This is a genomic window from Shimia sp. (genome assembly GCF_039969785.1).
GTDB lineage: Bacteria > Pseudomonadota > Alphaproteobacteria > Rhodobacterales > Rhodobacteraceae > Shimia.
In genome coordinates, this window is the sequence record NZ_JBDVNC010000027.1 from 1 (window position 1) to 21,112 (window position 21,112).

21 protein-coding genes and 1 tRNA gene are annotated in these 21,112 nt (G+C 54.0%); 18 read left to right on the top strand and 4 right to left on the bottom strand.

Going from position 1 to position 21,112, the window contains the following annotated elements; translation table 11 throughout:
- Positions 1-153: 153 nt before the first annotated feature.
- Entirely contained in the window at positions 154-963 is an 810-nt protein-coding gene (locus ABJI08_RS13080; RefSeq protein ID WP_348402295.1) for a hypothetical protein, read from the top strand.
- A gap of 373 nt (positions 964-1,336) precedes the next feature.
- Here ABJI08_RS13080 and ABJI08_RS13085 read toward each other — a convergent pair.
- Positions 1,337-1,426 (bottom strand) — tRNA-Ser (locus ABJI08_RS13085).
- Positions 1,427-1,523: 97 nt separating this feature from the next.
- Between ABJI08_RS13085 and ABJI08_RS13090 the strand changes: the two genes are divergently transcribed.
- Positions 1,524-2,387: a DUF2059 domain-containing protein gene (locus tag ABJI08_RS13090; RefSeq protein ID WP_348402296.1), complete on the top strand. Its 864-nt coding sequence runs from the start codon at positions 1,524-1,526 to the stop codon at positions 2,385-2,387.
- Positions 2,388-2,477: 90 nt separating this feature from the next.
- Here the strand turns inward: ABJI08_RS13090 and ABJI08_RS13095 are convergent, their stop codons facing one another.
- Positions 2,478-2,924 carry a hypothetical protein gene (locus ABJI08_RS13095; protein WP_348402297.1) on the bottom strand — a complete coding sequence of 149 codons (447 nt, stop codon included), beginning with the start codon at positions 2,922-2,924 and terminating at the stop codon, positions 2,478-2,480.
- Between the two features lie 122 nt (positions 2,925-3,046).
- On the opposite strand from ABJI08_RS13095, the gene ABJI08_RS13100 reads away from it, so the two are divergent.
- The 11 genes from ABJI08_RS13100 to ABJI08_RS13150 all read left to right on the top strand — a co-directional run bounded on the left by ABJI08_RS13100 (position 3,047) and on the right by ABJI08_RS13150 (position 15,234).
- A complete protein-coding gene (locus ABJI08_RS13100) occupies positions 3,047-4,051 on the top strand; it encodes a hypothetical protein (RefSeq protein ID WP_348402298.1) in 1,005 nt (334 codons plus the stop codon).
- A 106-nt stretch (positions 4,052-4,157) separates the two neighbouring features.
- Positions 4,158-5,396: an aspartate kinase gene (locus ABJI08_RS13105; protein WP_348402299.1), complete on the top strand. Its 1,239-nt coding sequence runs from the start codon at positions 4,158-4,160 to the stop codon at positions 5,394-5,396.
- Positions 5,397-5,454: 58 nt separating this feature from the next.
- The gene (gene ptsP, locus ABJI08_RS13110) at positions 5,455-7,698 is read left to right on the top strand and encodes a phosphoenolpyruvate--protein phosphotransferase (RefSeq protein WP_348402300.1); all 2,244 of its coding nucleotides are present in this window, start codon (positions 5,455-5,457) and stop codon (positions 7,696-7,698) included.
- A 389-nt stretch (positions 7,699-8,087) separates the two neighbouring features.
- Positions 8,088-9,125 carry an L-glyceraldehyde 3-phosphate reductase gene (gene mgrA, locus ABJI08_RS13115; protein ID WP_348402301.1) on the top strand — a complete coding sequence of 346 codons (1,038 nt, stop codon included), beginning with the start codon at positions 8,088-8,090 and terminating at the stop codon, positions 9,123-9,125.
- Between the two features lie 377 nt (positions 9,126-9,502).
- Positions 9,503-10,150 (top strand): 50S ribosomal protein L21, encoded by a 648-nt coding sequence (locus tag ABJI08_RS13120; protein ID WP_348402302.1) that lies wholly within the window; start codon positions 9,503-9,505, stop codon positions 10,148-10,150.
- Between the two features lie 26 nt (positions 10,151-10,176).
- Positions 10,177-10,446, top strand: coding sequence for a 50S ribosomal protein L27 (gene rpmA, locus ABJI08_RS13125; RefSeq protein ID WP_283424789.1), 270 nt, complete (start codon positions 10,177-10,179; stop codon positions 10,444-10,446).
- An 82-nt stretch (positions 10,447-10,528) separates the two neighbouring features.
- Positions 10,529-11,122 (top strand): LysE family translocator, encoded by a 594-nt coding sequence (locus tag ABJI08_RS13130; protein ID WP_348402303.1) that lies wholly within the window; start codon positions 10,529-10,531, stop codon positions 11,120-11,122.
- An 11-nt stretch (positions 11,123-11,133) separates the two neighbouring features.
- On the top strand, positions 11,134-11,679 hold the full coding sequence (locus ABJI08_RS13135; protein WP_348402304.1) for a GNAT family N-acetyltransferase: 546 nt from the start codon (positions 11,134-11,136) through the stop codon (positions 11,677-11,679).
- Positions 11,680-11,738: 59 nt separating this feature from the next.
- Positions 11,739-12,776 (top strand): GTPase ObgE, encoded by a 1,038-nt coding sequence (gene obgE, locus ABJI08_RS13140; protein ID WP_348402305.1) that lies wholly within the window; start codon positions 11,739-11,741, stop codon positions 12,774-12,776.
- Positions 12,764-13,870 (top strand): glutamate 5-kinase, encoded by a 1,107-nt coding sequence (gene proB, locus ABJI08_RS13145; protein ID WP_348402306.1) that lies wholly within the window; start codon positions 12,764-12,766, stop codon positions 13,868-13,870. Before obgE ends, proB begins: the two co-directional genes overlap by 13 nt.
- Positions 13,871-13,968: 98 nt before the next feature.
- Positions 13,969-15,234, top strand: coding sequence for a glutamate-5-semialdehyde dehydrogenase (locus ABJI08_RS13150; protein WP_348402307.1), 1,266 nt, complete (start codon positions 13,969-13,971; stop codon positions 15,232-15,234).
- Here the strand turns inward: ABJI08_RS13150 and ABJI08_RS13155 are convergent.
- Positions 15,231-15,830: a histidine phosphotransferase family protein gene (locus ABJI08_RS13155; protein WP_348402308.1), complete on the bottom strand. Its 600-nt coding sequence runs from the start codon at positions 15,828-15,830 to the stop codon at positions 15,231-15,233. The two genes, ABJI08_RS13150 and ABJI08_RS13155, sit on opposite strands and share 4 nt — an antisense overlap.
- Before the next feature lie 29 nt (positions 15,831-15,859).
- Between ABJI08_RS13155 and ABJI08_RS13160 the strand changes: the two genes are divergently transcribed.
- The 5 genes from ABJI08_RS13160 to tsf all read left to right on the top strand — a co-directional run bounded on the left by ABJI08_RS13160 (position 15,860) and on the right by tsf (position 19,715).
- Complete coding sequence (locus ABJI08_RS13160) at positions 15,860-16,051, top strand: DUF3553 domain-containing protein (RefSeq protein WP_348402309.1); 192 nt, start codon at positions 15,860-15,862, stop codon at positions 16,049-16,051.
- Between the two features lie 113 nt (positions 16,052-16,164).
- Positions 16,165-16,944 (top strand): GNAT family N-acyltransferase, encoded by a 780-nt coding sequence (locus ABJI08_RS13165; protein ID WP_348402374.1) that lies wholly within the window; start codon positions 16,165-16,167, stop codon positions 16,942-16,944.
- A gap of 35 nt (positions 16,945-16,979) precedes the next feature.
- Positions 16,980-17,777 carry a lysophospholipid acyltransferase family protein gene (locus ABJI08_RS13170; RefSeq protein WP_348402375.1) on the top strand — a complete coding sequence of 266 codons (798 nt, stop codon included), beginning with the start codon at positions 16,980-16,982 and terminating at the stop codon, positions 17,775-17,777.
- 197 nt (positions 17,778-17,974) lie between these two features.
- A complete protein-coding gene (rpsB, locus tag ABJI08_RS13175) occupies positions 17,975-18,775 on the top strand; it encodes a 30S ribosomal protein S2 (RefSeq protein ID WP_348402310.1) in 801 nt (266 codons plus the stop codon).
- 64 nt (positions 18,776-18,839) lie between these two features.
- Positions 18,840-19,715, top strand: a complete 876-nt coding sequence (tsf, locus tag ABJI08_RS13180; RefSeq protein WP_348402311.1) for a translation elongation factor Ts — start codon at positions 18,840-18,842, stop codon at positions 19,713-19,715.
- 351 nt (positions 19,716-20,066) lie between these two features.
- On the opposite strand, the gene ABJI08_RS13185 is transcribed toward tsf, so the two are convergent.
- Positions 20,067-20,831 (bottom strand): LuxR family transcriptional regulator, encoded by a 765-nt coding sequence (locus ABJI08_RS13185; protein WP_348402312.1) that lies wholly within the window; start codon positions 20,829-20,831, stop codon positions 20,067-20,069.
- Positions 20,832-21,112 lie beyond the last annotated feature (281 nt).

Genomic DNA, 21,112 nt, shown 5'->3' on the forward strand with positions numbered 1-21,112 from the left:
CGTCTTGTCACCTCGCAGCGCTTCCAACGCCACTTTGGCCTTAAACTGATCTGTAAAGTTCCGGCGCTTTGCCATTCTCGTATCCCTTCAAAGGTTTGGGATACTCCTTAGCCGACTGTCCGGTTTCCTGGGACCACTTCATACCACGATAGATTGACGTTATGGCTTGCCATTGCGTTCGCTGAATTGGAACCAGTGGAAAAAAGTCCCTCAAACAACGAAGGCCGCAACCTTACCGGTGAGGATCATGATTTGCAAGATGTGGCCAAGGACATACTAGCCGATCTTTCTGAGGAAGAGCTAGCGACATTGCTCAAGACCATTCGCTTGACAAAGATGGCATCTGCAAACGGCGATCTGCACGCAAAACTCATGCTCGCAGACTACTATGCTCATTCACAAAAAAACCCTGAAAAGGCACTTCCATATCTTCATGACGCCGCTTCTCTTGGGGACTATCAAGCAATTGATCAGCTCGACGATCTTTTCCAAACAGGTCTGGTTTCTGAGGGTTGGACGCTGGCTTGGCTAGAGTCTTTGAAAGAGAAGGCAAACATCACAAGGGACTCAGAGTTAGAGTACCAGATTGGAAGGATATACAGCGAGGAGTTGGCCGGCGCAGAATACAACGCAGGAGTGGCTGCCCATTGGTTTGAACTGGCTTCGGACGACGATGATCACGGCAAGGCAGCCTTTGCGCAGTCGCTGTTAAAAGGTGACGGCATCAGACGCGACGTGGCGCGTGCGCAGTCATTGATCAATGACATTCAAAGAGAAGGGACTCGGCAATGGGCCGAAATCGAGGTGGGAAAAATAATGCGCGAAACGACATTTCCAGAAAAAGATCGACTGCTGCCTGAAACGCAAGATTTGCTGAAAAGGTCCTTTGAAAGCCTGCGGAAACGACGGCAGTGTCCTCTCGACATGTCCTGGGATGAATGTCGCGTTCGTCGTTCGTCATGAATACTTCCTCCACCCAAATCAGGGAATTTACAGGAAGTGTCCCGGGAGTCCGTACATATCTACAGCGCCGCCACAGCCCGTGCCCTCGAGGCCAAAATCGAAAAACTGGAAGCCCAAGCGGCGCTGATCTCGGAAAACCTCTCCAAAACCAAGCCAAAACAAAAGGACTTCGACACAAGTTTTCGAACCGCGCTGGACTTCTTGGCAAACCCTTGGAAACTCTGGCAAACCGGACGCGATGACGACCGTCAAACCGTCCCGAAACTGGTTTTCGAAGCCCCAATCCCATATCGCCGGAATCAAGGCTTTCGAACCGCCAAAACCACCTTACCCTTCAAGGCCTCAGGCGATTTAGACGACGATGAAAGGGAAATGGCGGAGAGACAGGGATTCGAACCCTGGGAACCCGTGAAGGCTCAACGGTTTTCGAGACCGCCCCGTTCGACCACTCCGGCACCTCTCCGCGGGGATCTTGGTAAGGGCGTCGTTTAATGATGTTTGGAATCGGGTGCAAGGGTGATTTGCATTGTCTTCACGCAGAAAATGCCTAGCTTGAGACCATGTATATAAAAACTCTTCTTGTCTCGGGTTTCTCCCGATTTCAATCTTTGGCTCTGGCCATATTCCTGACGGTCACATTTATGTTTGTTTCGGACCCTGCACGCAGCGCCGATCGTGAACAGGTGGCGGCCTTTCTTCAAGTGACCGGATTTGACGTGGCATTGGATTCAATTGCCATGTCGGCCACATCTGCACCGGGTATGTTGGGATTGGAAGACGATGAGTTTGGCAGCCACTGGATGTTGCTTGCACAAACTGTGTTTGACACCAAAATCATGCGCAAACGTGCAACCGATATTTTGGAAGCGACGCTGGACGAAGATTTGCTGGCGCATGCTGCCGGGTTCTATGCAAGCGAGTTGGGGCAATCGCTGGTTGAGGCTGAAAATGCGTCATATTTGATTGACGACGACATCAAGGACGCGGAGGGCGAACGGTTGTTGGCTGAACTGCAGGACAAGGACGATCCGCGCATTGATCTGTTTTCCCGGATGAGCCAGGCCATCGATCCCAATGATATCGGGACCCAGGCCATGACCGAAATACAGGTACGCTTTATTTTGGCCGCATCTTATGCCGGGGTGATCAGTTTGCGCGTGGATGAGGATGGATTGCGCGCCGCATTGGCGGAAAGCGCAGACGAAGTGGCGCGGGAAGTGGAAATCTCAGCATTGCAGAATTCGGCATATACCTATCATGATTTCACGCTTGAAGAGTTGACGGAATATACCGAGGCGCTTGAGAACCCGGATATGATGATCGTCTACGAATTGATGAATGCGGTCCATTTCGAGGTCATGTCGAACCGGTTTGAAGCGTTGGCCAAACGGCTGGGAGACCTGCAGCCAGAGCAGGAATTGTAAAGGATTGAGCAAGGCCAACCGTAGGGTGCTCTTTCACCTTCTCGCAGATACTCCAAAAAAATCCACAGGCCGCAGGTTGCCTCGTTCCAGTTACGGTATCAAAATTGCGGCGCGTTCAAACATCGCGCTGTCGACACCCAGATCATCATATAGCAATTCGATCTCGACGGATTGAACCACGCCTTTGTCTAAGCTCAGATAAATCAATGCGTCATCAGGAATTGCGTTGGGCTGGGCAATGTCCGCCGGGCATTCTGGGATTGGAAATTCCTGTATATCGCCCCCATTGATAGAATATTGAACACTATGCAGCCCGCATCGCCACGACAACAGATGCGTGAAATACACCAGATCTTGTCCGCCATATTCGCGCACCGCGACCCAATTACCTTTGGTGGCGGTCAGAATCGGACGAATTTCTGTTGCCGTCATAAATTTCCCGGTGGGCGTTTGATCCTCCGCGATACGTGTCTCACCCGCTGTGGCAATTCCTGCCGGGCTGATGCAGATTGCAGCAACTAATCCAAAAAATCTCATCCCATTTCCCTTTCGCAAAGGACGCGCGACACATGATTGCCAAAACAAGGCGGATCCAACCTTTCGCCTGACCAGCAAGCGTCCTATAGTCAACTCAGCTATCGTGCAGGGCAGCAGGCGAAATGGCAAGAACAGCGCAAAATACCAGAAATTTCAACGTCGTGATCGTTGGCCAATCCGGTCGGCTTCAATACGAAGCGGTTCTTTTTGCCGCATCTTTGCGCGAAATGTCCCCCGGTTTTTCCGGCCGCTTGTTTGTCGTCGAGCCTCAGCCAGGCGATCGCTGGGAAAAGAACCCGCGCATGTCCAACCCGGATGTGCGTGCATTGCTGGAACAATTTGACGCCGAAATTTTGCCGTTTGAAAACCGGCTCTTTGGTCAATCCTATCCTGAAGGCAACAAGATCGAACTGCTGTCCGCCTTGCCCAGGGGTGAACCGTTTGTGTTTTTTGATACCGACACGCTGATCACCGGCGATCTCAATGCGGTTCCGTTCGACTTTGATCGCCCTTCAGCCTCGCTCAAAGTTGAAGGTACGTGGCCTCAGCTCGAACTATACGGCCCCGGATACACCGAAATCTGGAAATCGCTTTATGACAAGTTTGGACTGGATTTTGAAAGCACACTGGATCTGTCCCAGCCGGATGAATACTGGCGCCGGTACCTCTATTTTAATGCAGGATTCTTCTATTATCGCTGCCCACATGAGTTTGGGACAAGGTTCGCAGAATATGCCAATGCGATCCGCAACGACCCACCACCAGAATTGGTGTGTCAGCAAATGACACCGTGGCTGGATCAGGTGGCGCTGCCACTGGTGATCCGGTCTTTTGGCGGCGGTCGCGACGCATTGCCACCCGGTTTTCTGGATGGCGATGTCAGCTGTCACTATCGGGTACTGCCGCTGCTATATGCACGTGAAAACGATCGTGTTGTCGAAGTGCTGGAACAGGTCTCTTCTCCACATCGGGTCAAAAAGGTGCTCAAACAATATGATCCGTTTAAGCGCATGATCTACCAGAGGCGAGGCCACAAAACGCGCGCGCTGTTTGATCGTGATTTCCTGCCCCGGCGCGAACAGGTCATTCGCAACACGATCCGCAAAAATGGTTTTTGGATGCGCTGATTCCGGCGCGCCTCGCAATTGCATTACGCTGCGACAAGCGACCTCGCTTGCACCTAATCGCGCAAGCGCGTAAACCGCGCGCAATCAAACGCGCCAAGGAAGAGCAATGCCTGTTCTCGTGATGAAATTCGGCGGCACCTCAGTCGCCAACCCAGACCGCATCCGCCGTGCCGCCAAACGCATTGGTGTTGAAGTGGCCAAAGGCTATGACGTGATCGTCATCGTCTCCGCCATGTCTGGTCAGACCAACAAACTGGTCGGCTATGTCGAAGAAACCTCGCCCCTGTTTGATGCCCGTGAATATGACGCGGTGGTATCGTCGGGGGAAAATGTTACCGCTGGGCTGATGGCGCTGACGCTTCAGGAAATGGACGTACCTGCACGCAGTTGGCAGGGTTGGCAGGTTCCGTTGCTCACCACGTCCGCGCATTCTCAGGCCCGAATCGAAGAAATTCCGACCGAAAATATCACCGCCAAATTTGACGAAGGTATGCGCGTTGCCGTGGTGGCCGGATTTCAGGGCATCAGCCCCGAGGGCCGCATTACTACGCTGGGCCGGGGGGGATCAGACACCACGGCGGTTGCGTTTGCCGCCGCCTTTGGCGCCGAGCGTTGTGACATTTATACTGACGTGGACGGGGTCTACACGACTGATCCTCGCATTTGCGAAAAAGCACGCAAACTTGATAAAATTGCGTTTGAGGAAATGTTGGAACTGGCCTCGCTCGGGGCCAAGGTTCTGCAAACACGCTCGGTCGAACTGGCCATGCGGTACAAAGTAAAACTGCGGGTGCTTAGCTCGTTCGAAGAACAATCCGACGAGGCCGGGACGCTGGTCTGCGATGAGGAGGAAATCATGGAAAGCAACGTAGTTTCAGGTGTCGCCTACAGCCGTGACGAAGCCAAGATGACTCTGGTCTCGGTGGCTGACCGCCCCGGAATCGCTTCGATCATTTTCGGCTGTCTCAGCGAATCAGGTGTGAACGTCGATATGATCGTTCAGAACATTTCCGAAGACGGTCGTACCGATATGACGTTCTCGTTGCCCACTGAACAAGTCAAACGCGCCGAAAAAGCGCTGGCCGAGTTGAAGAATTCGGGCGGTTTGAACTTTGCAGACCTGATCACTGATCTGGACGTTGCTAAAATCTCGGTTGTCGGAATCGGTATGCGCTCACAATCGGGGGTTGCAGCTAAGATGTTCAGGGTGCTGTCTGATGACGGCGTGAACATTAAGGTCATTACGACATCGGAAATCAAAATTTCCGTACTTGTTGATCGAAAATACATGGAACTTGCGGTCCAAGCCCTGCATGATGCCTTCGAACTTGAGAAAGCGGCCTGATCGATTTCGCCCTTCTGGCGAAACCGCTGAACGGGCGCAATGCAATTGATGGGCGAACATGGCTGAAAGAACAGACTCCGAAAGCCGAAAGCTGCTTGGCCGTTTGCGCGACGCATTGGCCGAAGATACGGCAGGCCAGGAACGGCTGGACCGGATCACGCATCTGATCGCAACCTCGATGGGCAGCGAAGTGTGCTCTATCTATCTGTTTCGCGATGAAGAAACGCTTGAGCTGTGTGCCACCGAAGGCCTGAACGCCGACTCGGTGCACAAAACACGCCTGCGAGTCGGTGAAGGTCTGGTCGGCCAGGTAGCCCGCACGTCGCGCATCGTCAATTCCGATGATGCTCCGGCGGAAAAAGGGTTCCGCTATATGCCGGAAACTGGCGAAGAGATTTATTCCAGCTTTTGCGGCGTTCCAATCCAGCGTCTGGGAGACAATCTGGGCGTTTTGGTTGTTCAGTCCAAAGAAGCGCGCAATTTCTCGGCTGACGAGGTTTACGCTTTGGAAGTCGTCGCCATGGTTTTGGCCGAAATGACCGAGCTGGGGGCCTTTGTCGGCGAAGGTGCGGCCATGACTGCCCTGCATCAACAGGCTGTGGTCTTCAAAGGCGGTAGTGCTCAGGAAGGCGCCGCCGAGGGTCATGTGTGGTTGCATGAACCCCGTGTTGTTATCACGAACCTTGTGGCCGACGATCCTGAGACCGAGCTTAGCCGTTTGTCAGACGCGGTTGAAGAATTGCGCGTCGGGGTCGACAAAATGCTGGCCGGTGCTGCGCGGGGCGACAAGGAACAGCTCGAAGTCCTTGAGGCTTATCGCATGTTTGCAAACTCCAAGGGCTGGATGAAGCGTATGGAGCAGGACATCTCGCGTGGGCTGTCCGCCGAGGCAGCGGTGGAGAAAGAACAATCCACGGCGCGTGCGCGGATGGAACAAGTTACAGATGCCTATCTGCGCGAACGGCTGCATGACCTTGATGATCTGTCTAACCGTCTGCTGCGAATTCTGACCGGGCAGGGGGCGCAAACTGGTGCTGATCTACCCGCCGATCCAATTTTGATCGCGCGCAATATTGGCCCTGGCGAGTTGCTGGAATATGGCCGTTCTCTGCGTGGCATTGTGCTTGAAGAAGGCTCAGTTGGCAGTCACGCCGCGATCGTGGCCCGCGCGCTGGCCATTCCGCTGGTGATTCACGCAGACCGTATCACGACCGAGGCGCTGAATGGCGACCATATCCTGGTTGATGGTGATCAGGGACAAGTGCACCTGCGCCCGGATGACAACGTTGTCAGCGCCTTTCGCGACAAGATCGCAATGGCCGCAGATGCTCAGGAACGCTATGCGTCGATCCGCGATAAACCGGCAAAGTCGCGCGATGGGATCACCATTGCCCTGCACATGAACGCTGGCTTGATGGCCGACCTGCCCAGTCTGCCCAGCTCTGGCGCAGAAGGCGTCGGTCTGTTCCGCACCGAATTGCAGTTTCTGGTGCGCAACACGATGCCAAAGCGCACGGAACTGGCCCAACAATACAGCAACGTGATTAAAGCAGCGCAAGGCAAACGCGTGGTGTTTCGAACCCTTGATATAGGCTCGGACAAAGTGCTGCCCTATATGGCGCGCGAAGACGAACCCAACCCGGCGCTTGGCTGGCGGGCTGTTCGGGTCGCGTTGGACAAACCCGGCGTGATGCGCATGCAGCTGCAGGCGCTTTTGCGGGCGGCAAACGGACGTCCATTAACTGTCATGTTCCCCTTTATTGCCCAGCATGATGAATACCGCGCAGCGCGGGCTGAAATGGACAAGGCGCTGGAACGAGAGAGAATTCTGGGGCACCCTCTGCCATCTGACCTGCAGGTGGGCGCAATGCTGGAAACTCCGTCCCTTGCGTTTGCACCACAAACCTTTTTTGAAGAAGTCGATTTCTTGTCGATTGGCGGCAATGATCTGAAACAGTTCTTTTTTGCAGCTGACCGGGAAAACGAACGCGTCCGACGCCGCTATGACACGCTGAATGTCAGCTTTTTGACGTTTCTTGAGGGCATCGTGAACCGCTGCCTATCCACAAATACCCCCCTTAGCTTTTGTGGCGAAGACGCAGGCCGCCCGATCGAAGCAGTTTGTCTTGCGGCAATGGGCTTGCGACATCTGTCCATGCGTCCCGCCTCAATCGGGCCGGTCAAAAGCCTGATGAGACGGGTCAACCTGAACGAAGTACGTCAAGTGATCAGCGATGCGCGCGAAGCGGGCGACCAAACTGTGCGCCCCGCCGTGATGGAATATCTGCGCTCTTCTAGCTAAACAGCTTTAGAAAGGTTTGCGCTGAAAGCATTGACCGTTCGTCACAACGCTCATCCGAGATTGCAAAACAAGATTGCAAAACCGACAAATGGCCCATTGACGGATGGGGCATTTCCATCGGAAATGCCCTGCCGGGCAATGGATCGCGGTAGTGACGCGGATTGGGTTCGCAGGTAGAAAGATTAACTCTGATATCATAGCCACCGGATAGACCAGAGGCGCAGCTTAAGACTTCGTGTCTGCTTCGCCCAAACCGCAATTGATCTAGTTGGCACATTACCCGCTTGGGACGTTATTGGAATGGACGGCGGATAAAAGGCTAAACATCCAGCGGGATTCTGTGAAAATGTAGATCACAACGCTCCACCTAAAGAAGACAGGACCTCATAATGAACGCCTATGTTCCGGCAGAAAGCCGATATGAAAAAATGACTTACCGGCGCTGCGGACGTTCGGGTTTGAAATTGCCTGCCATCAGTCTTGGGTTGTGGCATAACTTTGGCGAAAACACCCCGCACCGCCTAAAACGAGATCTTTGCCGGTCTGCATTTGACAATGGGATTACCCATTTTGACCTTGGGAACAACTATGGACCCCCACCAGGTGCGGCCGAGGAGGCCCTCGGAGAAATCTTAAGAACGGATTTTTCGGAGTATCGCGACGAGCTGATCATCGCCTCGAAAGCTGGTTATCGAATGTGGCCGGGACCCTATGGGGAATGGGGAAGCCGCAAGTATCTGGTGGCCTCGTGCGACCAGACTTTACGTCGCTTGGGGGTCGACTATCTTGATATCTTTTACAGCCACCGCTTTGATCCAGAAACGCCTTTGGAAGAAACCATGGGGGCTCTCGACTATATAGTGCGTAGCGGACGCGCGCAGTATGTTGGCATTTCCTCCTACAATTCCGAGCGCACTCGAGAAGCTGTTGGCATTTTGAAAGAACTGGGAACACCCTGCCTGATCCATCAACCCAGTTATAACATGTTAAATCGCTGGGTGGAACGAGACGGTCTGTTAGACACATTAGAGGAGCTTGGCGTAGGTTCTATCGCATTCACGCCGCTGGCGCAGGGCATGTTGACAAGCAAATACCTAGCGTCTGTGCCAAAAGGTAGCCGCGCGGACCAGGGAACATCATTGGATTCATCCGAGTTGACGGAAGACATGATTTCGCGGTTGAGAGACCTGAATGAAATTGCTGAAGTACGTGGTCAGACGCTCGCTCAAATGGCCTTGGCATGGGTGTTGAGGCGCGGCCGTGTCACGTCTACGTTGATTGGAGCATCCAAAGTCAAACAAATCGAAGATTGCGCCAAGGCATGGGCTAATTTGAATTTTTCCGATGCGGAAGAAAAAGCCATTGATGCCTTAACTGCGGATAGTCCGACAAAAAACCTATGGGCGCAGTCGTCTGAAGGGGTTTGATCAAGTGTCTTTTTCTCTTCCTTCAACAAGAGCATAGCAATAGCTCAGTAGCGTATAATTTCGGTTAGAACTTGCGCAGCGTTTGGCTATGCAGTTGTCCTGGGTCAAAAGTTAAAAACGCGAACAAACTCACTGGGCAGAAAAGCCGTGCAAACGCCTTTTTGGAGGATCAGGTCCAGCGGGGGCTGAGGCTCATAAGTTACCGCTTGACTTGCCCCTTAAACCACCCGATAAGCGCCCAACTCGGCGTGAAGTGTTAGCTTTGCGCCGTGTTTTGTTGAAACACAGCCCTAAAGGGGCGCGCTGTTCGAGGCGGCATTTGCCACAAACACCCATCTGGGGGCCACAGGACGCGGGAAGATCAAAGGAATTAGGACATGTTCGCAGTCCTGAAGACCGGCGGCAAACAGTATAAGGTACAGGCAGGTGATATCCTGCGTGTCGAAAAACTGGCTGCAGACGCTGGCGAAAAAGTTCAATTCAACGACGTGTTGATGCTGGGTGGCGACGCCACTGTAGTTGGTGCGCCGTTTGTTGCAGGTGCCGGCGTGCAAGCCGACGTAATCGACCAGATCAAAGGCGATAAGCTGATCAAGTTCGTGAAACGTCGTCGTAAGCACAGCTCTAAGCGTACCGTTGGTCACCGTCAAAAGCTGACATTGATCAAAATCACTGATATTTTGGCCGAAGGCGCTGATGCGTCGGGTGTCAAAGCTGCTGTAGGTGCAGGCTCGGTTTCGAGTGCGGTTGTTGAAGCTGCGGCACCTGCGAAAAAGGCTGCCCCGAAGAAAGCCGCTCCGAAAGCTGAAAAGGCTGCTGCACCTGCCGGTGCCGATGACCTGAAAAAGCTGTCAGGTGTTGGCCCCGCGCTGGAGAAGAAACTGTTGGAAGCGGGTGTAACCTCGTTTGCGCAGATCGCTGGCTGGAGTGAAGCCGATATTGCCGAGTTCGACGAAAAATTGTCGTTCAAAGGCCGCATCGAGCGTGAAGGCTGGGTTGCCCAAGCCAAGGACCTGGCCAACTAAGGCCCCGAGGATAGGAGACCAACGATATGGCACATAAAAAAGCTGGTGGTAGTTCCCGTAACGGCCGCGACTCAGCAGGTCGCCGCCTTGGCGTGAAAAAATACGGTGGCGAAAACGTCATCTCTGGCAACATCATCCTGCGTCAGCGCGGTACAAAGATGTGGCCGGGCGAAGGCGTAGGCATGGGCAAAGATCACACTATCTTTGCGACTGTCGAAGGCAACGTGAAATTCCACAAAGGCCTCAAAGGCCGCACCTTTATTTCGGTTCTCCCGGTGGCGGAGGCCGCCGAGTAAGCCGACCTTAAAGGTTTTCGAACAATTAGGGGGATCGGCGGAAACGCCGGTCCCTTTTTAGTTTTCATGTCAGGACAACGCTGTGAGCGTCGCCATTGCCAGTTTCAGCGTCTTCGCGGCGAGCCAGGTGGGCACACCGGGCCCGGCCAATATGGTGTTGCTTGCTACTGGTGCACGTTTCGGCTTTCTCGCGACCTTACCGTTTGTGGCTGGTGTGGTGCTGGGAAAACAATTGATTATCTGGCCGGTTGGATTTGGCCTCATGTCACTGGCCGAAGCCACGCCGGAATTGTTTGCGGCACTCAAGTGGGTGTCCGCGGCCTATATTTTCTGGTTGGCGTGGAAAGTTGCCAATTTGCGGCTAAATCCAGAAGGCGCGAGTGTAGAGGACGCGCCGGGCTTTTTGGCCGGTTTGTGGGTTCATCCGTTGAATCCTAAGGCTTGGGCAATGGTCATCACGGGTTTTACCAGTTTCGTGAGCCCCGGTGCGCCAACCTTGCAGACAACGGCAACCATAGCCATCTGTCTGCTGGTGTGTCAGGCGCTATTTCATCCGATGTGGTCGCTGGGAGGGGACCGCATCGCTCGGGTCGTGGTTGGGCGTCCTGCAGAAAGATATTTGATGAGAACACTGGCTTTGTTGACCGTGGCGTCAGTTCTTTATGTTGTATTTTGAGGAGGGTACACATGAAATTAGATAGGATAGTAAATCAGCCAGTTATTGAAACTGAGCGGTTTGTCTTGCGCCCGCTCAGGCGGTCGGATCAGGGCTTGATTGATTTTTATGCCGGCCAACGTGAAGTGGCACGTATGACCACTTCGATTTCGCACCCTTTGCCGCCCGGCGCCACCGAAGCGTTTATTGCGCGGGCTCAGTCTGAAGATCGTGTGGAAGATGTTTGGGCCATGGATGGCAGCGCGGATAACGCACCCGAGATTATGGGAATGATCAGCCTGACACGGCTGGACAAAGAAGTGAGCGAAGTTGGCTACTGGGTTGCCCCGGCGCTGTGGAACACCGGACTTGCATCAGACGCGGTGCGCGCGTTGATCGCAGCGAACCCGCTCGGTAATCGTGCGCTTTATGCCAGCGTGTTTCAGGACAATCCGGCTTCGGCCCGTGTACTGACCAATTGTGGGTTTCAATATCTCGGCGACGCCGAGAGTTTTTCGGTGGCGCGCAATGCGGCTGTGCCAACGTGGACTTATACGCTCAAAATGGGCGGAAAATGAATTGAGCCGCCATGCGTCCCGCGGTATCAGGCGGGGCGCAATCCTGAAAGGATGTACTGATGAAATTCCTCGACCTAGCCAAGGTTTACATCCGGTCTGGCGGCGGCGGCGGCGGGTGTGTCTCGTTTCGGCGCGAAAAATACATTGAATATGGCGGTCCGGATGGCGGGGATGGCGGCAATGGCGGATCGGTCTGGGCGGAAGCCGTTGAAGGGCTGAACACGCTGATCGACTTTCGCTATCAGCAACATTTCTTTGCCAAAAGCGGTCAACCGGGGCGCGGACAACAACGCACCGGAGCGAGCGGTGATGACATCATCTTGCGCGTGGCTGTGGGCACCGAAATTCTGGACGAAGATCAGGAGACCGTGATTGCGGACCTGACCGAAGTTGGGCAGCGGGTTCTGTTGGCCAAGGGTGGCAATGGCGGATTTGGCAACCTTCATTTCAAATCCTCGACCAACCAGGCGCCACGACGTGCCAATTCGGGACAAGAGGGCGTCGAGCGCACCATCTGGCTGCGCCTCAAGCTGATTGCGGATGTTGGTTTGCTGGGATTGCCCAATGCAGGCAAGTCGACATTTCTGGCCGCGACATCCAACGCACGCCCGAAAATTGCGGACTATCCGTTCACCACTTTGCACCCAAATCTCGGGGTCGTTGGTGTGGATAACGTGGAATTTGTCGTGGCTGACATCCCCGGTTTGATTGAAGGCGCATCCGAAGGGCGTGGGCTGGGCGATCTGTTTCTCGGCCATGTTGAGCGATGTTCGGTGCTGCTTCATCTGGTAGATGGCACGTCGGGTATGTTGCTTGAAGATTATCAGATCATTGTACGCGAGATTGGCAATTATGCGGAAATTCTGGCGCAAAAGCCACGCGTAACAGTCTTGAACAAAATCGACTCATTGGACGAAGAAGAACGCGCGTTCCTCAAGGAAGAGCTTGAGACCCTCACCAACGGCCCGGTGATGTTAATGTCTGGGGCGTCGGGCGAGGGCACAGTTGACGTGCTGCGAGCCTTGCGCAAAGAGATCGACGAAGGGCGTTTACGGCTGAAAAAGGTCGATGAGGAGGACGCGCCGTGGCAACCCTGATTGGGTCAAAACGCGTTGTAATCAAGATCGGGTCCGCCTTGTTGGTGGACCGGGATAACGGTGCACTCAGGCGCGACTGGTTGACTGGTCTGGCCGAAGACGTGGCGCAGTTGAAAGCGCGCGGAACGGATGTCATCCTTGTGTCTTCCGGGTCGATAGCGCTGGGACGCGGAGTATTGGGCTTGCCCCGAAGCGATTTGCCGCTGGAGCATTCACAAGCGGCTGCCGCAGTGGGACAGATACGTCTGGCGCGGGCCTATGAAGAAGTTTTGGCGCCCCATGACATCAAAACGGCGCAGGTGTTGGTGACATTGGAAGACAGCGCCAACCGCCGGCGGTATCTAAATTCGCGTGCGACCCTTGAAGCATTGATTGGGTTTGGCGTTGTGCCTATCGTGAACGAAAATGACACTGTGGCCACCGACGAAATCCGGTATGGGGACAATGACAGGCTGGCGGCTCAGGTCGCGCTGACAACCGGGGCGGACCGGCTGATATTGTTGTCCGACGTGGATGGGTTTTATTCCGACAATCCAATGACCAACCCGGATGCGCGCCGCTATGATGTGATCGAAGCGATCACGCCGGAGATTGAGGCGATGGCGGGTGAGGGGACCTCTGGCCTGAGTAAAGGTGGCATGATCACCAAGCTGTTTGCCGCCAAAACGGCCACGGCGGGTGGATGCGCGATGGCCATCACCGAAGGTAGCGTGTTGCGACCGCTGAGTGCGTTGGAAAACGGCGCCAATGCCACATGGTTTACCGCGCACGGCACACCTCAGCAGGCCCGCAAACGCTGGATTGGCTCGATGAAACCCAAGGGTGATATTACGGTTGATGCTGGCGCATCGCGCGCGTTGAACAGTGGCAAAAGCCTGCTTAGCGCGGGCGTGGCTGGCGTAAGTGGCTCGTTTATGCGGGGCGATCCCGTGGCCATTCTGGATCCTGACGGGCACAAGCTGGGGCAGGGGTTGGTGGCATATGCGGCGTCAGAAGCTGACGCCATTAAAGGCGCACATTCCTCGGCCATCGAAGGCATTCTGGGCTATCCGGGACGCACAGCTTTGATCCATCGGGACGATATGGCACTGTGACTTCTACCTTGCTAAAAGAGTTCCCGCCGAAATTTTGAAAACCGCTTGACCCTGCCTGACACAAACAGACTTCTCAACACCCGCAAAGGACACATCTGATGAAAGACATCGCAGATATCCCCGCCCTGATGGCCGAAATTGGCGCAAATGCCAAAGCAGCAAGTGCGGAGCTGGCCTTTGCCCCGGCAGATGCAAAATCAACAGCTTTGACCGCAGCGGCGGATACCGTTTGGGCGCGGCGTGGTGACATTATCGCTGCGAACGAGAAAGACATGGAGTTTGGGCGGACTAAAGGGCTGTCAGCGGCGATGTTGGACCGTTTGATGCTGGACGAGGCGCGCATTCAGGGCATCGTAGACGGCCTGCGCGCGGTTGCGGGACAAGACGATCCGGTTGGCGAAATTTTAACCGAATGGGATATGCCATCCGGTCTACATATAAAACGGGTACGCACCCCTTTGGGAGTTGTTGGTGTGATTTACGAAAGCCGCCCCAATGTCACGGCGGATGCGGGGGCGCTTTGCCTGAAATCTGGCAATGCTGTCATTCTGCGCGGGGGGTCTGAGAGTTTTCATTCCTCGGGCGCGATCCACGCGTGTCTGGTCGAAGGGCTTAAGGCGGCAGGATTGCCTGAAAATGCCGTTCAGCTGGTGCCAACGCGAGATCGTGTAGCCGTTCAGGAATTGCTGACGATGGTTGATACGGTGGACGTGATTGTACCGCGCGGTGGCAAAGGGCTGGTCGGGCTGGTTCAAAGCGAGGCACGGGTGCCGGTCTTTGCCCATCTGGAGGGCATCGTTCACATCTACATTGATGAACATGCAGATGCGCAAAAGGCGCTGGACGTGGTGATGAACGCCAAGACCCGCCGCACAGGTATTTGCGGGGCGGCGGAATGTCTTTTGATCCATGAAAGCCATGCTGAGACTTTGGGGCGCGCCATTATCGGCGCCTTGATCGATACCGGCGTCACGGTTCATGCGGATCAGACATTGCAACAGATCAACGGGACCATTGCCGCCCAGTCTGAAGATTGGGGCAAAGAATACCTCGACATGGATATTGCTGCGCGCTTGGTAGGCGACGTGGACGAAGCCATTGCTCATATCCGAGAATACGGATCAAATCATACAGACTGTATCATTACCGAAGATGATGACACGGCAGCGCGGTTCTTTACGCGTTTGGACAGCGCCATTTTGATGCGCAATGCCTCGACACAATTTGCGGATGGCGGTGAGTTTGGCATGGGCGCAGAGATTGGTATTGCGACCGGCAAAATGCACGCCCGCGGGCCGGTTGGCGCTGCGCAGTTGACCAGCTTTAAATATCTGGTTGAAGGTGATGGGACGACACGGGCCTAAATGGACATAATCAGTCGGGTTTCAGTGATATCAATTGAAATCCGGCGACCCATATCCTGTGTGATTACGGGTAACAGCCCGAACTGAACAAATGCGGGCGTAATGCCATTGGGTCGCTTCGTCTCGGCAAGTGGTCGCCAGAGCGCGGGGTCGATTTTGAGGCGGCTGCCTTCGGCGTGAAATACCCACCTGTCGTCGTCTTCACGATTGACCGAAAGAATACCGCCATAAGGCATGGCCGTTTCCAAACACATGACCGCAAGAAACGCCATTCTCAGGTGGTCACGTTGCACCGCACCCTGCGCGGACCAATCAATCTGAATACGCGAACCGCTGGCCAGACCATCCAGAACCGAAAAAATTTCGGACAATCCGATCTGTTGATCCGCACCGGACATCCCAAAGGCAATGCGGAAAAACCGAATACGTGCGTTGGCATTACCAACGCTTTCACTGATCAGGTCAAGTTCGGGGCCAACCGAACCTTCAGAAAGCCCAATCAGTTCAAGACCGTTACCAATTGCCCCAACCGGACTGATCAGGTCGTGGCAGATACGTGACCCTACCAATGCGGCGATATCCGTATTATCTGTCACTTGAATTACTCCGTGAAATGAGGGTGTCGTTGGAAGATCTGAATGCATTTCTTGAGCCGGGTATGCTTGTGACCCATCCCGACCAACCCGATTGGGGGATGGGACAGGTGCAATCCAATATCGGCGGAAAAGTTACCGTAAATTTTCGCGAGGCTGGCAAAGTTGTCATTGACGGTTCCCGGATCATGTTGATGCCAGCCAGTGACAGCCATAGTGATTAATAAATCGTGTACACAACCTAGGGCTGATCATCAAGGAGTCGTTCGCCTTGGTGCTGTTGATTTCACGGGCACGGCTGGTAAAAAGCGGCAACCTGAACCAACAGACAGTTATCATGTCACGTCCCGAGCCTGATTTTCTCCTCAAACTCGCGCAAACCCAGACCGAACTGCGCGCGGCGCAACGTTTGCGCTATCGGGTGTTTGTGGAGGAGTTAGGCGGCACTGGCGTCTTGATCGATCACGCAGAGAGGTTGGAAAAAGATCGGTTTGATCCGCATTTTGATCACCTGATCCTGATCGACAAGGCTCTGGATTGCGACGAGATTGATCAGGTTGTTGGTGTGTATCGGGTATTGCGGCAGGAAGAGGCGGAACTGATCGGTCAGTTTTATTCAGAGGATGAATATGACCTGAGTGTTCTAAAAGCGAGTGGTCGCAAGCTATTGGAATTAGGGCGCTCTTGTCTTGATAAAGAGTACCGGGGTGGTGCCGCGATGTTCCATCTTTGGAACGGGTTGGCGGACTACGTGGCTGATCATGATATTGAGATATTGTTTGGTGTGGCCAGCTTTCACGGCACAGATATCGGGGCTTTCGCGCATCCATTGTCGCTTTTGCATGCGCGGCATCTGGCACCCGAGGATCTGCGTGTCCGGGCGCAGGCCGACAACTATCAATCTATGAATTTGATCGCTGAAGAGCTGATCGATCGGCGCGCAACAATGTTGCAAGTGCCCGCATTGATCAAAGCGTATTTGCGGTTGGGTGGATTTGTGGGCGAGGGGGCCTATATCGACCACTCATTCAACACCACGGATGTGTGTCTGATCATGGATATTGAGCGCATGAATGCCAAGAACAAGGCGCTGTACACGCGGGCGCGCGCCCTGTGAGCCGTGAGTGGGACAACCCGGACGACTACCCGGAAATGCCACCCATCAGCGCATTAGGCTGGGCCCGTGTTGCGACACGAGGTCTGGTTTTGTCCGGGCTGGTATTTGGTGGGCTGGTTGTACTGCTTTTGGTGCGCCTGATTGAAAGACCGTTGTTCGGACTGCATCGTCCCTGGACGCCGTTCATAACGCAATTTGTCTGTCGAAACGCCTTTCGCATAATGGGGATGAAGTTTCAGGCAAGCGGCGCGCTGATGAAAGAGCGCGGGGCTGTTGTGGCCAATCATTCCTCTTGGCTGGATATTTTCGCTCTGAATGCGCGCAAGCGGATTTACTTTGTCAGCAAAGCCGAGGTTGCGAAATGGCCCGGTATCGGTTGGTTGGCCAAGGCAACAGGAACCGTGTTTATCAATCGCGACCCCAAGGAGGCGCGCGCACAAAAAGAGGTTTTTGAGGAGCGATTGCTTGCCGGGCATAAGTTGTTGTTCTTCCCTGAAGGGACTAGCACAGATGCATTGCGGGTTTTGCCCTTTAAACCCACTTTGTTTGCTGCATTGTTTTCGCCGGCATTGCGAGACGTGATGCATGTGCAGCCTGTGACTGTGATGTACGATGCGCCAGCCGGGCAAGATCAGCGCTATTATGGCTGGTGGGGCGATATGGATTTTGGACCGCACCTGTTGCATGTCCTGGCCGCACCGCGGCAAGGCGGTGTCGAGTTGATCTATCATGCACCTGTTGCCGTTCGGGATTTCGAAAATCGCAAAACCCTTGCGACCTATTGCGAAACCGCTGTGCGCGCGGCCCACAGGATGCAAGACAAGACATCCTGACGTTTGTTTCCTGCTATTTTGTTATGTTACGTGTTGGCAGGGGTTGCCTTTGGCAGCGTGCTCGTTTAATGCGCGCGTATTCAAACCCGCAGGCGGGGTTTGGGTCGGGCAGGGGAGACATCCCTGCCGGTCCGCCGGTTGGAGCATCCGCTCTCACTTCCCCCGCCGAGGCAAAACCGGAAAAAGGAACTACAAGCATGGCTCTTCCTGAGTTCTCCATGCGCCAGCTGCTGGAAGCAGGCGTACACTTTGGTCACCAAACACAGCGTTGGAATCCCCGCATGGGCCCGTATATCTACGGCTCGCGCAACGGCATCCACATCATGGACCTGACACAAACTGTTCCGTTGCTGGATCAGGCGCTGACCGCGGTTCGCGACACTGTTGCAAAAGGCGGCCGTGTCCTGTTTGTGGGCACCAAGCGTCAGGCCGCTGGCCCGATCGCGGACTCGGCTGAAAAGTCGGCACAGTATTACATGAACCACCGTTGGTTGGGCGGAACACTGACCAACTGGAAAACCGTTTCTCAATCGATCAAACGTCTGAAAGAAATCGACGAAAAGATGGAAAGCGGCGCAGAAGGCCTGACTAAGAAAGAACGTCTTGGTATGGAACGCGACCAGGGCAAGCTGGAAGCCTCTTTGGGCGGTATCCGCGACATGGGCGGCGTGCCTGACCTGTTGTTCGTCGTCGACGTCAAAAAAGAAGCGCTGGCAGTCGCCGAAGCCAACAAGCTGGGCATCCCGGTTGTGGCCGTGGTTGACACCAACTGTTCGCCTGATGGTGTTGATTACATCATCCCGGGCAACGATGACGCCGCACGCGCGATTTCGCTGTATTGCGATCTGGCAGCCCGTGCCGCTCTGGACGGAATGACCGCTCAGATGGGCGCAGCAGGTGTTGATCTTGGTGCCTTCGAAGAAGCTCCGGTAGAAGAAGTTATCGCAGAGGCGCCGGCAGAAGCCGCTGCTGAAGTTGAAGCTAAGGCCGAGGCCTAAAACCTGATACGGGGGCAGGGTACGCCCGCCCCCGGAACCCCTATTTGAGACGAGGAGAGCCAAGATGGCGATCACAGCAGCTATGGTCAAAGAACTGCGCGAAATGACCGGCGCAGGCATGATGGATGCCAAAAAAGCACTGACCGAAAACGACGGCGACCAAGAAGCAGCAATTGACTGGCTGCGCACCAAAGGCCTGGCAAAAGCCGCGAAGAAATCCGGCCGCATCGCTGCCGAAGGTCTTGTGGCCGTTAAGGTTGCCGGTGGCAAAGGTGTTGCCGTCGAAGTGAATTCCGAAACCGACTTTGTTGGTAAGAATGCTGACTTCCAGGCTATGGTCGGCGGTATCGCTGACATCGCATTGACTGTGGACACAACCGAAGCGCTTTTGGCTGCTGACATGGGCGGTAAGCCTGTTGCTGACGTTGTCACCGATGCTGTTGCCACCATTGGCGAGAATATGTCGGTTCGCCGCATCGCCTCTGTTGAAGGTGATGTTGTGACGTCTTACGTTCACAACCCCGCCACCGCAGGCATGGGCAAGATCGGCGTTTTGGTTGCCACAAAAGGCGGCGACGAAGGCTTTGGCAAGCAGGTTGCAATGCACATTGCAGCGGCCAACCCACAGTCCTTGTCAGAAGCTGATCTGGACGTGGCCATTGTTGATAAAGAACGCAACGTTCAAATCGAAATCGCGCGTGAATCAGGTAAGCCCGAGCAGGTGATCGAAAAGATGATCGTTGGCCGCATGAAAAAGTTCATGGCAGAAGTCACACTTCTGGGTCAGAGCTTTGTCGTCAACCCGGATCTGACTGTTGAAGCCGCCGCAAAAGAAGCTGGTGCTGAGATTGTTGCATTTGTTCGCATGGAAGTGGGCGAAGGTATCGAGAAAAAAGAAGAAGACTTTGCTGCCGAAGTGGCCAAGGCCGCCCAAGGGTAAGTTCTCTCACTCTAAAGAAATCGAAAGGCCATCTGTTCGTTCAGCTGGCCTTTTTTTGTGGATGGTACACGAAAAAAGCGACGCCACATTGCTGCGACGCCGCTTTCATTCCCGACCTCCGAAACATGGGGATGAGGAGGCCCACGGAAAACGTCAGCCTGCAGATCGAAATAAATCCACACACTGACATCCGGATTGGGTACCGGTCAGCACCAAGCGCCTCGCAATCACGAGGATAAGCACCGAACTTGTTCCAAGGCCAAAGCCACCACTCACGGAACATCTCTAAATTGACATGTTGACGCCGGGTCAATCAAGTCAGGTAAACCATACTTATGACGCTAATATGCGTCACGTTTGCGACTCTGGCAAGTAGATTTGATGCATAAATGACGCCTTGAGAAGCGCCTGAGCCGTCGTTTCTACATTCATTGAATCCCGCGCCAGACGCAGATGTTTTTCTACTGTTGCCGGTGTTCGTCCAATCAACGTTGCAATGTCTTGAATGGTTTTTCCGTCGCCAACCCATTCTAGAACTTCGCGCTGACGTTTCGTCAGTTCGCGTTCTGGATTTGTATAGGGCAGGGAGTGTATTTTGAGGTGTGCTACATTGTTGATCAACTCAATTCCTCGCCCTTTGCGCGCCCAGATTTCATCAACGTCGTGTTGTGAAAGATCCTGATGGGCCCCAAGCGAGATCGCACCTTTTGTACGAGAAGACACAGTTGGGAAGCTGATCGTGTAACCTGCATGCATTCCGTATTGTTGATTGACTTCGTAAACCTGCCGTTGTCGGTCTGACAACTGACCAGATTGCATAGCCTTATGCGCAATGTTCCAGCTTTGCGCACCTGTGTTCTTCAGTGTCCAATTCATCATCGGGCCATGAAAATACAGGCCTTCACCGAGAAACTTGTCGAGGTAATCGCGTGAATGATTGGACAATATAAAAAAGTCTTCGACATCCCCAAGCGACAAACCGCTCCTGAAATTTGTATACCCATAGATTATCTTGTCGAAGCCATAATCCGCCATACGTAGTACATGTCTGTCCCACAGCGCTTCAAGGCTTGTTTCATTCATGACTGCTTCGATATAATCGAGTGTGTCCTTCATCCCCAGGTCTTCGTCCCGTGTTTTTTCTCAGAATTACGTCTGCGATTTGCTTATAGTCACCATAACCAACCCGGATTTGGTGTATCGGTCACAGTTGGCATTCCCCAATACCCCTTATATGTTAAGTATCGGAAACATCTTTGTTTTGTCCAGTCAATTTGCGTATTTGAGGGGAAACGGATTACTTGAATGCTCTTATTATTTACCATAATACCTCTTATACGAATATTTCGCTTAGATTTACACGCATGTTTTCAACAGGTTGTCGACTTCCGTTAAGG